This is a genomic window from Cytobacillus firmus, assembly GCF_023657595.1.
In the GTDB taxonomy this organism is placed as follows: domain Bacteria; phylum Bacillota; class Bacilli; order Bacillales; family Cytobacillaceae; genus Cytobacillus; species Cytobacillus firmus_B.
Map to the genome: position 1 here is coordinate 617557 of NZ_CP098323.1, position 15877 is coordinate 633433.

Consider the following 15877-nt stretch of genomic DNA (forward strand, 5'->3'; position numbering starts at 1 on the left):
ATGATGTGATCAAGTAAATAAGGATTGTGAAACAGAAAATATAGCCTGGGCTGAGAGCTATATCACCACTCCTTATTGAAACCTGCCACGGAGATGTTAGGAAAAAGCTAACCGGGTCGTTTCGTTATTAACGATTAGAGGGCTTTAGATTTTGTAAAAGCCGAACTAAGGTGGTACCGCGTCTATTAGCATAAAGACGTCCTTTTGAAGGACTCTTTATGCTTTTTTTATTCTTAAAAAGTATTTTCAGGAGGAAAAGAAGATGTCTCAAAACACCAACAACTTTTCAAAATGGTATCTGGAAACGATACAAAAAGCAGATTTATTTGATTACACCCCTGTTCGCGGGTGTATCGCCTTTAAGCCTGATGGCTATGAAATTTGGGAGCATATTCAGGCAGAGATGGATAAGCGTTTTAAGGAAACCGGCCACCGCAATGCCTATTTTCCGATGCTGATTCCGGAGAACTTTTTTCAAAAGGAAAAGGATCACATTGAAGGATTTTCGCCGGAGCTTCCGTGGATCACAGAAGCGGCAGGAGAGAAGCTTGAGGAGCGTCTGGCACTGCGCCCAACTTCTGAAACGATGATTGGACATTTGTATTCCGATTGGATTAAAAGCTACCGGGATCTGCCGGTCTTAATCAATCAATGGGCGAATGTATTCCGCTGGGAGAAGAAAACACTTCCTTTCATCCGCACGTCAGAATTTTTATGGCAGGAAGGCCACACAGCTCATGTGGACGAAGAAGAAGCGCGCAAGGAAACGATGCAGATGCTCGAGATTTATAAAGAAGTGGTAGAAGGCTTGCTTGCCATTCCTGTGTATGATGGGCAAAAAACACCATCCGAGCGCTTTGCAGGTGCGGTTGATACGTTCTCCATTGAAGCGATGATGAAGGATGGAAAAGCGGTACAGGCGGGAACTTCCCATTACTTGGGCACAAAGTTTGCGGAAGCTTTTGATATCAAATATTTGAACAAAGAAAATAAACATACTTTTGTCCATACAACATCATGGGGTACATCCACACGGTTAATCGGCTCTGTCATCATGGTTCATGGTGATGAACAAGGCCTTGTTCTCCCTCCAAGAGTAGCACCGACTCAAGTCGTGCTGATTCCAGTCGGCCCATGGAAAAAGAACCCTGCGATTATGGAGAAATTAGATGAAGTGTTTGCTGCATTAAAGGCGGAAGGAATCCGTGTACGCCTTGATGATTCCGATCAATCACCAGGCTATAAATTTAATGAGTGGGAGCTAAAAGGCGTGCCTGTCCGCATAGAGCTTGGCCCTCGTGATTTAGACCAAAATCAATGCTTAATGAAGGCGCGTGATCTTGGTGATAAAGTGGCCGTACCGCTTGATTCGATTATAGAAAGCATCAAAAATGAGCTTGAAACGATGCAGACTCGTTTATTAGAGAAAGCTAAAGCATTCCGTGAAGAGCATTCACACACACATATCGATACTATCGAGCAATTAGAACAGCACATTGCCCAATCTGAACAAAATGATGCCATCCCAGGCTGGATCTTAGCCGGATGGTGCGGTGATGATGCCTGTGAAGAAAGTGTAAAAGAAAAAACGAAATTCACGACACGGAACATCCCGTTCAACCCGCCGGCAACGAAAGATACCTGCATCCATTGTGGAAAAGAAGCGAAGCATACGGTTTGGTTTGCGCGGGCTTACTAAACCTGGAATGTGAAATATAACGTGATCTTTCAGAGTCAATTGTTTTTAGGGCCGCCTCATTCAGGCGGCCTATTTCTTATGGTTTCAAAGCAAATTTTTTTAATCTGGATATTGTGTTATAATCAAAAATATCTAAAAATTTAGATAACGAAAGAGGAGAGCCGCTTGAATCAAACCTTATTAATTATTGATGCCCAGCAAGAGTTAATCGATGGGAATCTGGAAGAAAGTGCAGTTATTAATAAAGAGCACCTTCTTGGGAATATCAATTTAGTGATTGATAAAGCAAAACAATCAGGTGTTCCAGTTGTCTTTGTAAGGGATTTAGATGTTGCGAAAGGGAAAGGAAAAGGATTTCAGGTACACGAAGAAATTATTGTGCCTGCAGAAACAAAGTACTTTGATAAAGCGGCAACCAATTCTTTTCATGGAACGGGACTCCTGGATCACCTGAAATCTCAAAAGGTCAAGCATGTTGTAATAATGGGATGCAAAACCCAGCACTGTATAGACAGTGCAGTGAGAACCGCAACTATTAATGGATTGGATGTCACATTAGTAGGTGATGGACATTCAACAACGGATAGCGATACTTTAAGTGCGGAACAAATTATTAAGCATCATAATGAAATTCTTCATGGCCATTACAATGTGGAACACTTTTCAGTTGTCAGAAATGCAGCGGAAGACTTGTTTCATCCAATACATGATTCTTATAGGTAATAGGTAAATTCAATTATAGTTTAAGGATATTCCTCGTTGAAATGGATTCCCAATTTCTTGATGAGAAATTGGGATTTTTAATATGTGAGTTACACATTCAAGCTTATCTAACAGAGGTGGCCATATGAAGATTCGTCTTACGGAATTTAACAATAATTGGGCCCCTATGTATCAAAAAGAAGCACAATTCCTAAAATCCATCTTTAAAGATGAAATCATTAAATGTGAACATTTCGGGAGTACCGCAGTCCAGGGGATGAAGGCAAAGCCTGTAATCGATATGATGTGTATTGTGAGAAACATCGAGAAGATAGATGAATTTAATGAGAAGATGAAGAAGCTTGGATATGACTCTGCCGGGGAATGGGGCATTACAGGGAGAAGATTATTTCGTAAAGGCGGGGAAAACCGATCTCATCATATACATTTCTATCAATTTGATAACCCCCAAATAGAACGGCATCTTATTTTTAGAGATTATCTGCGGACCCATCCCCGTGAAGCAGCAAGGTATACGAAGTTTAAGGAAGAATTGGCTCAAAGGTTTGAAGACACGGCTGATTATAGCCAGGCAAAAAAGGTGTTTGTGAAAGGGATGGAGCAGAAGGCGCTTGATTGGTATGCAGGTGTAAGGGACTTCCATCCCGAGGAATAGCGGTTTGCTTTCATTCCTTTACCATTAGGCATTGGGGTTGTAAGGAACTTTTAATTATAGTCAGTGTGTGTTAGAAACTTTTGATATGCTTTTGCGGTAATCCTTGAAATCAAATAAATGCTTATGAACGAAGCAACAGACACGAAGAGTATTGATGTATAAGGGGTATTCACATTGTAAAAGGCAAATATAGTTATTAACAATGAAAGTCCTAATGATTTTGTGGTGTGTTTATTATTGGGGCTCATAAAAATCCTCCTTTCGTTAATGAAATCATTGCCTGTTAGTTATTTATATATTAACATAAAATTCCATATTGTTTAAAGGATTTCCTTTCCACGCAGCGAATAAGGTTAGGAAAGTCTTATATATAGGAGATTACTATGGGTTATGTAATGGATTTAAGAAAAATAGTTGGAAGCCGTCCTCTTGTTATTCCTGGGGCAAGTGTTATCGTTTTGGATAAGAATAACAGGCTGTTGCTGCAGTTAAGAATGGATAATAACTGTTGGGCATTGGCGGGAGGTTCTCTGGAGCCTGGAGAGACATTGGAAGAGGTGGCTAAGAGAGAGCTGTTGGAAGAAACTGGGTTAACAGCAAATGATCTGCAGTTGTTTAATATTTATTCAGGAGAAGAATTTTACTATAAATACCCGCACGGTGATGAAGTATATAATGTCATCACCGCTTATATCTGCAACAACTATGATGGAGAACTTACAATGGATAGCGAAGAGGTTAAAGATTTGCGTTTTTTTCATGTCCATGAGATTCCCTCGAATATAAGTCCTCCAGATCGTAAAGTGATTAAAGATTATATTAATTCTATTTAGAAAGGAGTTCCGAAGAGGAGCTCCCTTTTTTCTTCATTGGTATTCATAATAAATTAAAAATTGAAACAATTTAAGATTTCAGCCGTATAGTTAGTAATAAAGGAGGTTTGGTGTGTTGAAACATCTAACTATCGGGATCGTTTTCTCAATAACTGGTGTTTTATTATCACTTGGTTTTTGGGAATTAAGTAAGACTTACTTAGTGACAGGAGCCATTGGATTATTTTTTATAGCCATGTCTGTTCTTATGTCAGGTTCTATAGCTGGTCCCCATCGGATGAGGGCAGGCTTGGAAGCACATGATTCTCCTGACGAAAAACGAAAGCGGAAAAGAACAAGCATCGGCTCAGTTTTAATTGGCCTGCCAAATATTATGATTGCGCTGCTTCTTTATCTTTTCTTAAACTGAGAGTTGTTTATCTATAAAGGCGCCTTTCAAAATAAGGGGTGAACCTATGTGGTGGTTAGTAATTTTTATTGCAGGAATTATATTATTTGCTTTGTTTATTGATTGGAGACGCAGGAGAAACAATAATAACCCTCTTCCCCCAACAAATCCGAACGCAAAGCCAGGGGAAAGTTCAAATTATTTAATGGGAGATAATAAGGACACAGGCGGATTTCAGTAATTTTATATAACTGGAGTTTTATAAAATAATGAGTCAATTTAGGGGGATTTCATGGAGAAAATCATAGTTAAAACAGGAATCTATTCATTTATTGTTTCCTTTTTCTTATTGGTCGCCTTTATGAAGCGAATTGAAAGCACAACAGATGTTGATGGTATGACTTCAAGTATAATAACACCATATCCTGAGTTCTTTTTTACTATTTTTCGATATTCTGTAATCACTTCAATAATTGCCGTTACCATTGCAATTATTTATTTATTTTCAATGAGGGAAAATGATTAACAAACGCAGCTGCCAGTCCAGGTGGCTTTTTCTTTTTGAATGGTTGTTTCGCAAGGTTTGTTGCTATTGGTAAATTATTTACTGAGTTGATTGGAGCGGAAGGTGCGAGATCCTCGAAAATGCAATCGCATTTTCTTCGTGCGGTGTTTACTCAAGGAAGCTGATTCAACGTCCTGCGGGAGTAGCGGGACAGGTGAGACCCCGCAGACGCACAGCGTCGAGGAGGCTCACCGCCTGCCCCGCGGTTTGCTGAGCATCCTGAAGCGGAAATCAACGGGCAGCATTGATAGACGAAAAACAACAATTTATATGAAAAAGGCCTTTTGAATAAACAGGTCTTATAAGAGGCAATTAGGGATGGGATTTAAGGACGAAGGTTTTTAAAAAAATGAAACCTTTACTCAACTCAGTCGTCTTAGCATTAAAGTGAAAATAGGGTGGGGAGTGTGTGAGAAAGATCAGGGACGATGATTCATTAGAAAATCGTGAAGTTTGGCTTGAGTTGATAATGGATGAGTACGGTGAACGGCTCACGAAGCTTGCTTATAACTATGTGAAAGACTGGAAGCTGGCTGAAGATATTGTTCAAGATGTATTCATCACATGTTACCAAAATTATGACAAAATCGATGAAGTGACCTCCTTTAAATCATGGATTTATCGATTGGCTATTAATAGATCAAAGGATATCTTGAAGAGTCATGCATTTCGGAAAGTGGTGCTTAATTCGAGCCTGTTTTCTTTATTTTCATCGAAGGAATTACCTCCGGAAAAGGAGCTGCTGAAGCGCAGCGAGGAAGAATTTCTTTCCTTTTGTGTATTGTCTTTGCCTGTGAAGTATCGGGAAGTTGTTACTCTCTATTATTATGAAGAATGTTCGATTGAAGAGATCCAGGGATTAATAGGAGTAAACCAAAATACGATTAAAACGAGATTGAGCAGAGGCAGGATGAAGTTAAAAAAAATGATGGAGAGGCGGGGATACAATGGAGAGCAAGCTTAGGCAGCTGCGGCGGGCAATGGACTCGACAACTCACAAGGGCGAGCACTTTACGGAATTTCAAAAAATGAATATTAGAAAAGCGCTCCATTCCGATAGAAGAGAGAAGCCAACAAAAAAGCCTCATAAATTCGTTATATTTGCCATATCCACTTTTGCCATCTGCCTCTTAGCTTTCTTGGTTTCAACTGAGACATGGGTCAGGCAGGATCAAAACCAGATACATGGCGGTACGGCTGGTGAATGGAACATCCGGCATGAATATAAGGTGAATCAAAAGATGATATTCAGCATATTACCCGATCCTTATCTGAAAGCTGGAACGCCTTATGGCTATATCTTTAGTTTCCAGGAGCCTTTTAACACGTATAAAGGAAAAGAGCTTTCTATTTCTGCCTTTCATAAAGAAACTGGCGAAAGAATACAAGTCTTATCTCAGCAAAAAATAATAGAACCTTCTCCCGGGTACCCAAGTTTGCAGCGGTTCATGACGACATTCACCCTTCCTTACCAAGGCCTGTGGAAGTTTGAAGTGTATCTGGATGGCAAATCCTATGGGGATGTAGTGGTCAGTGTAGCAGAAAAAGCTAAGGATGACCCTATTACACTGCCTCAGGATATACCGGATTTTGTTCAAGAGAGCGATTTTGACACTATTGATTGGAAGAGAAAAGCTGTGGAGTTCGGCAGCAGGGGCATAATTGGAAATGAAAACAAGTCCGGTGTGATTGGCGCTGATATGCCCAGTTTAAACGGCCAAAAGTGGATGTGGCATTTATGGGGCGTTGAGAATGCAGACTTGACTATCGTTGGCTTTCATAAAGAATCGCAAACAGTTCATCCCATTTTAACAAATGGCATGGGATGGACCATTCGTGCATATGGTCCAAACAACGGGGCGGATGCCCATACACCATCATCTGTTAAAATTCCCAAAAAGGGTGAGTGGGCCATTTTGCTTTATGTGGATGGGGAATTATTCGATCAATTGATTTACGATATAAATGAATGATGATGCTTTATGATCTTTTCTTCGCAAAGATTTGCAAGTTTATTGGGAGGTCTTATATGAAACCGCGGATTTCAGTTATCACATTAGGTGTAGATGATTTAGAAAGGTCCTTACATTTCTATCAAATTGGTCTTGGGCTTCCAACACAGGGCATAGTAGGAAGAGAGTTCGAGCATGGTGCTGTGGCATTTTTTGATCTGCAATCTGGATTAAAACTGGCAATTTGGAATCGAAAAGATATCGCTCATGATACCAATATGAACCAGACAGGAAAAAGGACAACTGAATTTACGATTGGGCATAATGTTGGGAGTAAAGAAGAGGTAGATATGGTAATGAAACAGGCAGAGAGTGCGGGTGCCGTTATTACGGTTCAAGCCCATGAGACTTTTTGGGGTGGATATTCCGGATATTTTCAAGACCCAGATGGACACTTGTGGGAAGTGGTCTGGAATCCTGCTTGGGAATTTACAGAATAAGTTCCAATGCCCTTATCAACTAATAGATACAAGAGCTGCCGATTAAGATTGTTGATCGGCAGCTCTTTTTTTATCCAGCCTCTTATTCTGAAAAAGCTTTTGAATAATGAACAACCCCGGCAGTATTTTTAAGAGCATTCTCTGTTAACTCCAGAGCCATGAACACTTCATCAGGCACTTCAAACGGGGCCTGGATATTCCAAAGGCTGGCTGGCTTAAAGCCGAACTTTGGATAGTAATCTTTATGGCCCAGAACGATTACGGATTGATATCCGGCCTCTTTTGCCTTGTAAAGTGCGGTACGAATCAATTGACTGCCGATGCCTTTTCCTTGATAAGCCGGAGCAACAGAAACCGGGGCAAGTGCCAGAGAATCTGCAGCTTTTTCACCATCACCTATGGTGATTTTTGATAGAAGTATGTGACCCGCAATCTCCTTAGCATGGGTTAACGCTACTAAAGAAAGCTCCGGAATGAATGCGTCTGAATTTCTGATTCTTTTAACAAGGAAATGTTCTGTCTTGTCGCTGTATCCTTCATTTAAAAAAGCTTCTTTGATCATTCCTTGCGTGGAATAATAGTCTGCAGGGAGTTCTTGCCGAATAAAAATATCCATATTGTAGTCTCCTGTCCTATAAGTGATTTATAAAGTTTGATATAAATGGCACTTTCTCATGCGGGCAGCCATGAAGAAAGTGTTGCTCCTCCACTCTAAACATAAGTTCAACAAACAAAGGCCTCCAATTTGGTGTGTTTCATTTTATTTAGTTATGCTGCGATGGTCAAAATCCTTTCGAAGGCCCCTTTCTGCCGTATAATCTCCTTCAGAGACCGAAAAGATAAGAACAACTATACAACAAAAGGAGTAAAATATGGGTGATTTTTTTTATCATTGTCTTCTTATATTAGGAAGAATTATTACCATTCTGCCTCTATTTCTTTTTATTACACTTTATATGGGAAGACGCTCGATAGGGGAGCTTCCGATCTTCGATTACCTGGTTATTCTTATACTAGGTGCTGTGGCTGGGGCGGATATCGCAGATCCGTCTGTCAGACATCTGGAAACTGGGTTTGCCATTATTGCCATCGGCATCTTTCAGAGAATCATCGGGAAAGTAAAAATTTCGAACAGGAAAATAGGAAAATTGATTACTTTCGAACCGGTGATTGTCATCTATAAGGGGAAATTGCTTCAGGCCAATTTAAGAAGGACTAACTATACGATCGATAACATTCTTCAAATGCTTAGGGAGAAAAATATTTTTGATATCCAGAATGTGGAGATGGGGGTGCTCGAAGGAAGCGGTATGTTAAGTGTCCAATTAAAACCTTCACAAATGCCAGCAACCCTTGGAGATTTGAACATTACCGAGAGTTCCAATCAAATAGCTTTTCCAGTGATTGTTGAGGGAGTGGTATACAACACGGTACTTAAGCAGTTAGGTTTGGATAGGGACTGGCTCGAACGGGAGCTTTCCAGAAAAGGGATCTCCGTATTAGGGGATATATTTTTTGCCTCTATCAGCTCTAAGAAAGAGCTGCATATTTCCATGAAAAATGAACAAGCAGAATCCATACCACCTATCTATCATTAACTTTCTTGTTATGGCTGAATGAGCACCCCGGAAAAGGCCTTCAAAGGAGAAATTGCTTTTTTATTGAATATGCAGGTAATGAGCTTAATAAAAAGGTGATTTCTTTGCTTTTTCATAATTTATTTTTGGACCCCGAATGTGGAGGGAACAGAAAGGTTTTAGGTATATAACTGCTTTCGGATTTATCAGCGTACCGGTAAATCTCAACGGGATCACAACAACTTTGATCCAGTATGATGATAGGGGGGAATGCAGAACGTTTTTTTTTTAATATCGAACTTCAGACAAACGATTTAGTAGATTGGATGACTGATAACATAAAAATAGAGGAATTAGATTAGAAACGAAGAAAAACGGACTAGAAGATGACCTATCCGTTTTGTCCGAAAAGACTGTTAGCTCAATTAAATCGGTGTTTGGTGAAGCAGTTACTGTCAATGTAGCTGTTATAAACGGTTTTTACTCAAAGATATTAGTACTGCTTTCTAAAAGAGGGGAGCTTATGAAATTATATTGGTTTTTGGTGTTATGTTCCTTATGCATTTGGGCTATAGTATCTGTCCTATTCCCCGAACCAAGTTGGTGGTCTATCTTTTCTTCGGATCGTTCAACGCACACACCTCTGATCGAACAGCTTTCCATAAATAAAGTGTTTTCAATCATGATCCTTTATTTAGGTTTAGCTTACCTGTTACATCGTATATTTCAAAGAGGCAGATAAAATCTTTTTATGGTTAGCAGCGGTGGTGATTCCAGATAAGTCTCTGGTTTGGGAATTATTGAACATTCTGTGAATATCGCGGAAATAACACCTGATTTTAGTACCAGGTATTATGTTTGTCACTATTCAATTAACCCCATTCGTCCAATAATGAAGAAGAAATAAATTGGCGATGAAATGGGGTAGTTCTTTTGAAATTTCCACAATTAAAAATCGGTCATATGACGCCTGAGTTTCCCATTATGCAAGGGGGAATGGGCGTAGGGATTTCGCTGAGCGGCCTGGCATCAGCGGTTGCGAATGCCGGGGGGATTGGAATTATTTCAGGAACAGGAATTAGCATTGAAGAGCTGAGGCTTCATATACGAAAGGCCAGGGCAGCTATCAAGGGTGAGGGCTATATTGGGGTGAATGTTTTATTTGCCATGAATGATTTTGCTGAAAAAATGAAGGCTGCCATTGAGGAAAAGGTGGATTTCATTATTTCAGGTGCAGGAATATCTAGAGATATGTACAATTGGGGCAAAGAATCCGGGACACCGGTCATTTCGATTGTGTCATCTGCAAGGCTTGCCAAAATGTCTGAACGGCTGGGTGCTTCTGCTGTTGTCGTAGAGGGCAATGAGGCGGGAGGACATTTAGGGACCGAAAGGCCGTTATTCGATATTTTGCCAGAAGTCGTGGATGCTGTTAAGATTCCTGTCATAGCTGCAGGGGGAATCATGACAGGAGAAGATATCGCGCATGCCATTCGTGTCGGTGCTTCCGGTGTTCAGATGGGAACCAGGTTTGTCGCAAGTCAAGAATGTGATGCACCCCTATCCTTCAAGGAAAAATATGTACAAGCCAAACAGGAAGATATCGTTATGGTGAAAACCACCGTAGGTTTGGAAGGCCGTGCCATTAAGAATAACTTTACTGAACAAATATCTGACAATAAAAAGGTGAAAATCAAGAAATGCATCGATTGTCTGAAAAACTGCTCCTACCGCTTTTGCACATTGGATTCTCTGGTCACATCCATGGAGGGGGACTGTGAGAATGGTCTCGTATTTGCGGGGGCAAGAGTCCATGAAATTAACGAGATTTTGCCTGTTCAGACGATCATTCATAAGATCAAAAGGGAATATGAAGCGTGTGTTTAATGTTATAATGGTGCATTGCTTAAAGTCGGGCTGCCAATTAGGCGGCTTTTTTTTGTTTTAAAAGGGTGTTTTGAGGCTGGAGGAATAATTCATATTAATATAGAATACCTTTTAATGGAATATAGTGTAAAAATGATTGGGTGAAGAAATATGGAGAATAAGCGACATAGTTATGATAGAAATTCTAATTCTTTAATCATCGTAATCCACGAAATCTATGGAATAAATCAACATATAAAGAGTTTTTACGAATTGTTAACCAAGCAGAATTTTGAAGTGATATGCCCCAATTTATTAGAGCGAGAGATGCCTTTTGATTATTCTCAAGAGGAAGACGCTTATCATCACTTTATGGAACATGTTGGTTTCGATAGAGCGGCACGTAAAGTCAAAGATTTGTTATTGGATGTTAAAGATGAATACGAAACAATATATATCATTGGATTTAGTATAGGTGCAACTATTGCCTGGCTGTGCAGCGAGGAAGATTGTGTGGATGGAATAGTTGGATACTATGGTTCAAGGATTAGGGACTATTTAGAGGTGACACCCCGGAGTCCTGCCATGCTATTTTTTCCGCAAGAAGAGCAATCTTTTAATGTTGATGAGTTAGTATTGGCTTTGGAGAAAAAGAAAATTAAAGCATATAAATTTACCGGGAAACATGGATTCAGTGATCCTTATTCCTCTAAGTATGATGCAAAATCAGAACAAGAAGCATTTAGCAAAATGCTGGATTTTTTATTGCATATTGATTGAGATATTATAATGCCCTCGTTATCACCTGATATTTAAGAAAAGTTTACAAGCCCGTTCAATATTCTTAATACTAAGATGCTAATTTAGATGTAGCGGGGATAGCATGTGTGGCTATCATGGCATTTGGCGCAGGTGGAGCCAAGTGCTTTTTTGTTTTATACCGGGAATACTTAACTATTTACAAAAATTATCTTGGGATAATATAATGATTTAGTGTTCTATGCTTAATCTTATTTTAAGAACGGGGGACCCATTATTTACGGCGGAGTTTCCGCACGGGGTGAATCCGAAAGATGGAAGGGCTTACTGTTTCCGCAGTCCTAACCCGAAAGCTAACCTCGTCAGCGTTTAAGGAAACAGAAGATAATATGAATCAGAGTGAATTGACAATTGTCGATTTTCTTTTTTTTGAGATCAGCTTTGTTTCCCTTGCCTGCGCAGCATGTTAAAACTAAACAAGAAGGTAGGGTAATTGATGAAAAGAATTAAATTAAGTTTAGCCACTCAAATTTTTATCGGTCTTGTCCTGGGGATTGTGGTTGGCGGTATCTTTTACGGTAATGAAGCAGCGCAAAGTGCCTTACAGCCATTTGGCGATCTGTTCATCCGTTTAATTAAAATGATTGTGGTTCCTATTGTACTATCCACGATTATCGTTGCTATTGCTGGTGTAGGTGATTTAAAATCCGTTGGTAAGCTTGGCGGTAAATCATTGACCTATTTTATCGGCATGACGTTGGTTGCCATTGTGGTTGGCTTAATCGCCGGGAATGTATTTCAGCCAGGTGCCGGCCTGAATATGGACAGCCTGCAGCAAAGTGACATTTCAAGCTATGTCGAAACCAATAAAGAGCAGGAAGGCAAGTCTGTAGCGGATACATTCTTGCATATTGTGCCTACTAATCCGGTACAAGCCATGGTTGAAGGCGATATGCTGGCGATTATCTTCTTTGCTGTTGTATTTGGACTCGGAATCGCAGCAATTGGAGATGTCGGAAAGCCGGTTCTGAGATTTTTCGAAGGTACAGCCAAGGCGATGTTCTATGTAACGAACCTATTTATGAAGTATGCGCCGATCGGGGTATTTGCCTTAATTGGTGTTACGATTTCCAAGTATGGCTTCGCCTCACTGATTCCATTAGGCAAGCTGGCGCTTACTGTATATGGATCGATGATTTTCTTTGTTCTAGTTGTTCTGGGAGTCATGGCCAAAATTGTCGGGTTCAGTATCTTTAAATTATTGAAGATGATCAAAGAGGAATTAATTTTGGCATTTTCAACAGCAAGCTCGGAAACAGTTCTTCCAAGAATTATGGACAAAATGGAGAAAGCGGGAAGCCCGAAACATATTTCTTCATTCGTTATTCCGACAGGCTATTCTTTTAACCTGGACGGATCTGTTTTATATCAGGCGATTGCCTCTTTATTTATTGCCCAGATGTTTGGGATCGAATTAAGCATCGGACAGCAAATTACGCTAATGTTAGTGCTGATGGTTACATCGAAAGGAATGGCGGGTGTACCGGGCGTATCCTTTGTGGTGCTGCTGGCGACATTCAGTACCATTGGATTGCCTGCAGAAGGCCTTGCCTTTATTGCCGGCATCGACCGTATCCTTGATATGGGACGCACAGCAGTTAACGTGGTGGGGAACTCACTGGCGGCAATTGTTATTGCGAAGTGGGAAGGGCAATTCAACCCTCCAGCAGAAGAAAGATTTGAACAACAAGCTTCATAATAGATTTGGAAACACTAACAAATGGTATCGTTTGTTAGTGTTTTTTTGTGGAGCAGGATAGTTCTGGTTCGGACACAGGAAGGGAAAATCCTCGGGGCTGAGTCCGAAGTTGGCTCAGGTTCGGACACAGGAAGGGGAAAACACCGGGTTTGAGTCTGAAGTTGGTTTAAGTTCAGACACAGGAAGAGGAAAACACCGGGTTTGAGTCCGAAGTTGGTTCAGGTTCGGACACAGGAAGGGGAAAACACCGGGTTTGAGTCTGAAGTTGGTTTAAGCTCAGACACAGAAAGGGGAAAACGTCGGGTCTGAGTCCGAAGTTGGCTCAGGTTCGGACACAGGGAGAGGAAGATGACGGGTTTGAGTCCGAAGTTGGCTCAGGTTCGGACACAGGAAGGGGAAAACACCGGGTTTGAGTCTGAAGTTGGTTTAAGTTCAGACACAGAAAGGGGAAAACGTCGGGTCTGAGTCCGAAGTTGGCTCAGGTTCGGACACAGGAAGGGGAAAACACCGGGTTTGAGTCCGAAGTTGGTTCAGGTTCGGACACAGGAAGGGGAAAACGTCGGGTTTGAGTCTGAAGTAGGTGCAGGTTCGGACACAGGAAGGGGAAAACGCCGGGTTTAAGTCCGAAGTAAGAGCAGCAGCAAACAAAAAAAGGGGAAACCGGCGAAACAGCCAAATATGAAAAGTAAAATGCGGCTCCAGCTTTTATCAACTAGCCCTTTAGGGTCATAATTATATTATAATGAAGAAAAAAGGGAGGTACTCATATGACACAGGGAAGTAAGGCGCTGTCACCAGAACAGCGGGATGAATTGCTGCAAACATTGAAGGCCCGTTTTGAGAAGAATACGCACAGGCATGAAGGGCTGGTATGGGCAGATGTACAAGCTAAGCTTGAGGCTAATCCTGAGAAATTATGGTCGCTGAATGAAATGGAAGAAACGGCCGGCGAACCGGATGTTGCCGGGTATGATGAAGAGACGGGCGAATACATATTTTATGATTGTGCAGCAGAAAGTCCTAAGGGCCGCAGAAGTTTTTGCTACGATCGTGAAGCGCTGGAGGCAAGGAAAAAACATAAGCCGGAAAACAGTGTGATGGATATGGCAGCTGCCATGGGCGTTGAGCTTTTAACGGAAGAGCAATACCGGGAGCTCCAGGAGCTTGAAGCTTTTGATAAGAAAACATCGAGCTGGGTGCAGACACCTGCTCATATCAGAAAACTTGGCGGGGCTCTCTTCTGTGACCGCCGCTACGACACGGTCTTTGTGTATCACAATGGAGCTGATTCCTACTATGCTGCAAGGGGGTTCCGCGGCTCGCTGAGAGTTTAGGTTCAGTGAAAAACTAAGTAAAAAGAGAAAGGGTCAGTAGTGCACTCATATTGATTGAGGCGTTAATCCGGGAAGGGATTAACGCTATTTTTGTAGAACTGCCTTGATATTACTGATAATGGAGAAGTAGGATGAAGACCATTATTAAGGCTGATATTGAAGATATGTGCAACATTGTAAATATAGACAGTTAGGTTATGGGTAAACAAGCAGCCGAGATTATACTCAACTATGAAAGAGGGGGTCGTATTACTGTGAAAGTCAGAGCGGTATAGTTGAAAATTTAGATGAAGGAGATCCTGAAATCATTTAATACAAATTAAAATAGATTCTAATGCAAGATTCCTTATAAATAAGAATCTTGCATTTTTTTGTTTGACTCGGATTCTACAATGATATAAATTTCATTTATTTTGATAATAAACTGTCATTTTTAAAAATAAAATTGACAATAAAATATCACGGTGATATAGTGACGATATGAAAACGTTTTCTGAGCATTTTCTTGTGTGCAGGGATGATTGCCGTTATGGAAGCATCAAAGGAATGACAGGTAGGAGAGGTATTATGGATGTATTAGATAAGATAAAAGGCAGATTAATAGTTTCGTGTCAGGCCCTTGAAGATGAGCCGCTTCATGATTCATATATTATGAGTAAGATGGCTTTTGCGGCAAAGCTAGGAGGGGCTTCCGGAATTAGAGCAAACAGCGTGAAAGATATCCGTGCAATCAAGAAGGAGGTCGATCTTCCCATCATTGGGATTATCAAAAAGGATTATCCCGGCAGCGGAGTGTATATTACGGCAACGGAAAAAGAAGTAGATGACCTGTATCAGGAAGGTGTGGATATCATTGCTTTTGATGCAACAAAGCAAGTCCGTCCGGATGGAAAAAGTTTTCAGGGATTTTTTGCAGAAGTGAAAGCCAGGTACCCGGACCAGCTGTTTATGGCTGATATTTCTACATTAGAAGAAGCGCTGGCAGCTGAAAAAGCCGGAGTTGATATTGTGGCAACCACTTTAGCGGGATATACTCCTTATTCGGAAGGAGTTGTTCCTTTGGAATTACTGGAACAAGTAATATCCCATGTTTCAGTTCCTGTTATAGCGGAAGGAAATATGGATACACCGGAAAAAGCAAAAAGGGCTATTGAATTAGGAGCTCATGCAGTTGTTGTAGGAAGTGCCATTACACGTCCGAAATTAATTACAGAGAAATTTGCAAAAGCTATACAAAACTACTAGTGAAAATTAGAAATGAGGGTGT

The 15877-nt window shown here is 40.8% G+C and carries 17 protein-coding genes, 1 riboswitch and 1 other annotated feature (1 of these 19 cut by a window edge); of the genes, 16 read left to right on the top strand and 1 reads right to left on the bottom strand.

The window, feature by feature from the left end; translation table 11 throughout:
* Positions 1-207 (top strand) — a binding site (T-box leader); it begins 9 nt to the left of the window's first position.
* Positions 208-262: 55 nt separating this feature from the next.
* From proS to NAF01_RS03370, 10 genes are all read left to right on the top strand, one after another.
* Positions 263-1699, top strand: a complete 1437-nt coding sequence (proS, locus tag NAF01_RS03325) for a proline--tRNA ligase (protein ID WP_197248746.1) — start codon at positions 263-265, stop codon at positions 1697-1699.
* Positions 1700-1864: 165 nt separating this feature from the next.
* On the top strand, positions 1865-2422 hold the full coding sequence (locus NAF01_RS03330) for a cysteine hydrolase family protein (protein WP_197214157.1): 558 nt from the start codon (positions 1865-1867) through the stop codon (positions 2420-2422).
* A 124-nt stretch (positions 2423-2546) separates the two neighbouring features.
* A complete protein-coding gene (locus NAF01_RS03335; RefSeq protein WP_197248749.1) occupies positions 2547-3077 on the top strand; it encodes a GrpB family protein in 531 nt (176 codons plus the stop codon).
* A 383-nt stretch (positions 3078-3460) separates the two neighbouring features.
* Positions 3461-3910: an NUDIX hydrolase gene (locus NAF01_RS03340; RefSeq protein WP_197214159.1), complete on the top strand. Its 450-nt coding sequence runs from the start codon at positions 3461-3463 to the stop codon at positions 3908-3910.
* Positions 3911-4022: 112 nt separating this feature from the next.
* Positions 4023-4319 (top strand): DUF5316 family protein, encoded by a 297-nt coding sequence (locus NAF01_RS03345; RefSeq protein WP_250801735.1) that lies wholly within the window; start codon positions 4023-4025, stop codon positions 4317-4319.
* Between the two features lie 46 nt (positions 4320-4365).
* Positions 4366-4539, top strand: a complete 174-nt coding sequence (locus NAF01_RS03350) for a hypothetical protein (protein WP_250801736.1) — start codon at positions 4366-4368, stop codon at positions 4537-4539.
* Between the two features lie 51 nt (positions 4540-4590).
* Positions 4591-4824 (top strand): hypothetical protein, encoded by a 234-nt coding sequence (locus NAF01_RS03355; protein ID WP_250801737.1) that lies wholly within the window; start codon positions 4591-4593, stop codon positions 4822-4824.
* Between the two features lie 448 nt (positions 4825-5272).
* The gene (locus tag NAF01_RS03360) at positions 5273-5827 is read left to right on the top strand and encodes a sigma-70 family RNA polymerase sigma factor (RefSeq protein WP_250801738.1); all 555 of its coding nucleotides are present in this window, start codon (positions 5273-5275) and stop codon (positions 5825-5827) included.
* The gene (locus NAF01_RS03365) at positions 5811-6836 is read left to right on the top strand and encodes a DUF4871 domain-containing protein (RefSeq protein WP_250801739.1); all 1026 of its coding nucleotides are present in this window, start codon (positions 5811-5813) and stop codon (positions 6834-6836) included. The genes NAF01_RS03360 and NAF01_RS03365 overlap by 17 nt, the downstream gene beginning before the upstream one ends.
* Before the next feature lie 56 nt (positions 6837-6892).
* The gene (locus tag NAF01_RS03370) at positions 6893-7315 is read left to right on the top strand and encodes a VOC family protein (protein ID WP_250801740.1); all 423 of its coding nucleotides are present in this window, start codon (positions 6893-6895) and stop codon (positions 7313-7315) included.
* A gap of 82 nt (positions 7316-7397) precedes the next feature.
* Here the strand turns inward: NAF01_RS03370 and NAF01_RS03375 are convergent, their stop codons facing one another.
* Positions 7398-7931, bottom strand: a complete 534-nt coding sequence (locus NAF01_RS03375; protein ID WP_250801741.1) for a GNAT family N-acetyltransferase — start codon at positions 7929-7931, stop codon at positions 7398-7400.
* A 256-nt stretch (positions 7932-8187) separates the two neighbouring features.
* Here NAF01_RS03375 and NAF01_RS03380 point away from each other — a divergent pair, with 256 nt between their 5' ends.
* The 6 genes from NAF01_RS03380 (at position 8188) to NAF01_RS03405 (ending at position 15855) form a co-directional block, all read left to right on the top strand.
* Positions 8188-8913 carry a DUF421 domain-containing protein gene (locus NAF01_RS03380; RefSeq protein ID WP_250801742.1) on the top strand — a complete coding sequence of 242 codons (726 nt, stop codon included), beginning with the start codon at positions 8188-8190 and terminating at the stop codon, positions 8911-8913.
* Between the two features lie 912 nt (positions 8914-9825).
* A complete protein-coding gene (locus NAF01_RS03385; protein ID WP_250801743.1) occupies positions 9826-10779 on the top strand; it encodes an NAD(P)H-dependent flavin oxidoreductase in 954 nt (317 codons plus the stop codon).
* 150 nt (positions 10780-10929) lie between these two features.
* A complete protein-coding gene (locus NAF01_RS03390) occupies positions 10930-11538 on the top strand; it encodes a dienelactone hydrolase family protein (RefSeq protein ID WP_250801744.1) in 609 nt (202 codons plus the stop codon).
* A gap of 211 nt (positions 11539-11749) precedes the next feature.
* Positions 11750-11900: riboswitch (cyclic di-AMP (ydaO/yuaA leader) on the top strand.
* Between the two features lie 113 nt (positions 11901-12013).
* Entirely contained in the window at positions 12014-13276 is a 1263-nt protein-coding gene (locus NAF01_RS03395) for a cation:dicarboxylate symporter family transporter (protein WP_048009638.1), read from the top strand.
* Positions 13277-14043: 767 nt separating this feature from the next.
* Complete coding sequence (locus tag NAF01_RS03400) at positions 14044-14610, top strand: DUF4256 domain-containing protein (RefSeq protein WP_197248765.1); 567 nt, start codon at positions 14044-14046, stop codon at positions 14608-14610.
* A 567-nt stretch (positions 14611-15177) separates the two neighbouring features.
* Positions 15178-15855: an N-acetylmannosamine-6-phosphate 2-epimerase gene (locus NAF01_RS03405; protein WP_048009636.1), complete on the top strand. Its 678-nt coding sequence runs from the start codon at positions 15178-15180 to the stop codon at positions 15853-15855.
* Positions 15856-15877 lie beyond the last annotated feature (22 nt).

Bases quoted from the DNA above. Each gene is read 5' to 3' on its own strand.
- proS (WP_197248746.1), top strand. From the start codon at position 263: ATGTCTCAAAACACCAACAACTTTTCAAAATGGTATCTGGAAACGATA.
- NAF01_RS03335 (WP_197248749.1), top strand. From the start codon at position 2,547: ATGAAGATTCGTCTTACGGAATTTAACAATAATTGGGCCCCTATGTAT.
- NAF01_RS03340 (WP_197214159.1), top strand. From the start codon at position 3,461: ATGGGTTATGTAATGGATTTAAGAAAAATAGTTGGAAGCCGTCCTCTT.
- NAF01_RS03350 (WP_250801736.1), top strand. From the start codon at position 4,366: ATGTGGTGGTTAGTAATTTTTATTGCAGGAATTATATTATTTGCTTTG.
- NAF01_RS03355 (WP_250801737.1), top strand. From the start codon at position 4,591: ATGGAGAAAATCATAGTTAAAACAGGAATCTATTCATTTATTGTTTCC.
- NAF01_RS03365 (WP_250801739.1), top strand. From the start codon at position 5,811: ATGGAGAGCAAGCTTAGGCAGCTGCGGCGGGCAATGGACTCGACAACT.
- NAF01_RS03370 (WP_250801740.1), top strand. From the start codon at position 6,893: ATGAAACCGCGGATTTCAGTTATCACATTAGGTGTAGATGATTTAGAA.
- NAF01_RS03375 (WP_250801741.1), bottom strand. From the start codon at position 7,931: ATGGATATTTTTATTCGGCAAGAACTCCCTGCAGACTATTATTCCACG.
- NAF01_RS03380 (WP_250801742.1), top strand. From the start codon at position 8,188: ATGGGTGATTTTTTTTATCATTGTCTTCTTATATTAGGAAGAATTATT.
- NAF01_RS03390 (WP_250801744.1), top strand. From the start codon at position 10,930: ATGGAGAATAAGCGACATAGTTATGATAGAAATTCTAATTCTTTAATC.
- NAF01_RS03395 (WP_048009638.1), top strand. From the start codon at position 12,014: ATGAAAAGAATTAAATTAAGTTTAGCCACTCAAATTTTTATCGGTCTT.
- NAF01_RS03400 (WP_197248765.1), top strand. From the start codon at position 14,044: ATGACACAGGGAAGTAAGGCGCTGTCACCAGAACAGCGGGATGAATTG.
- NAF01_RS03405 (WP_048009636.1), top strand. From the start codon at position 15,178: ATGGATGTATTAGATAAGATAAAAGGCAGATTAATAGTTTCGTGTCAG.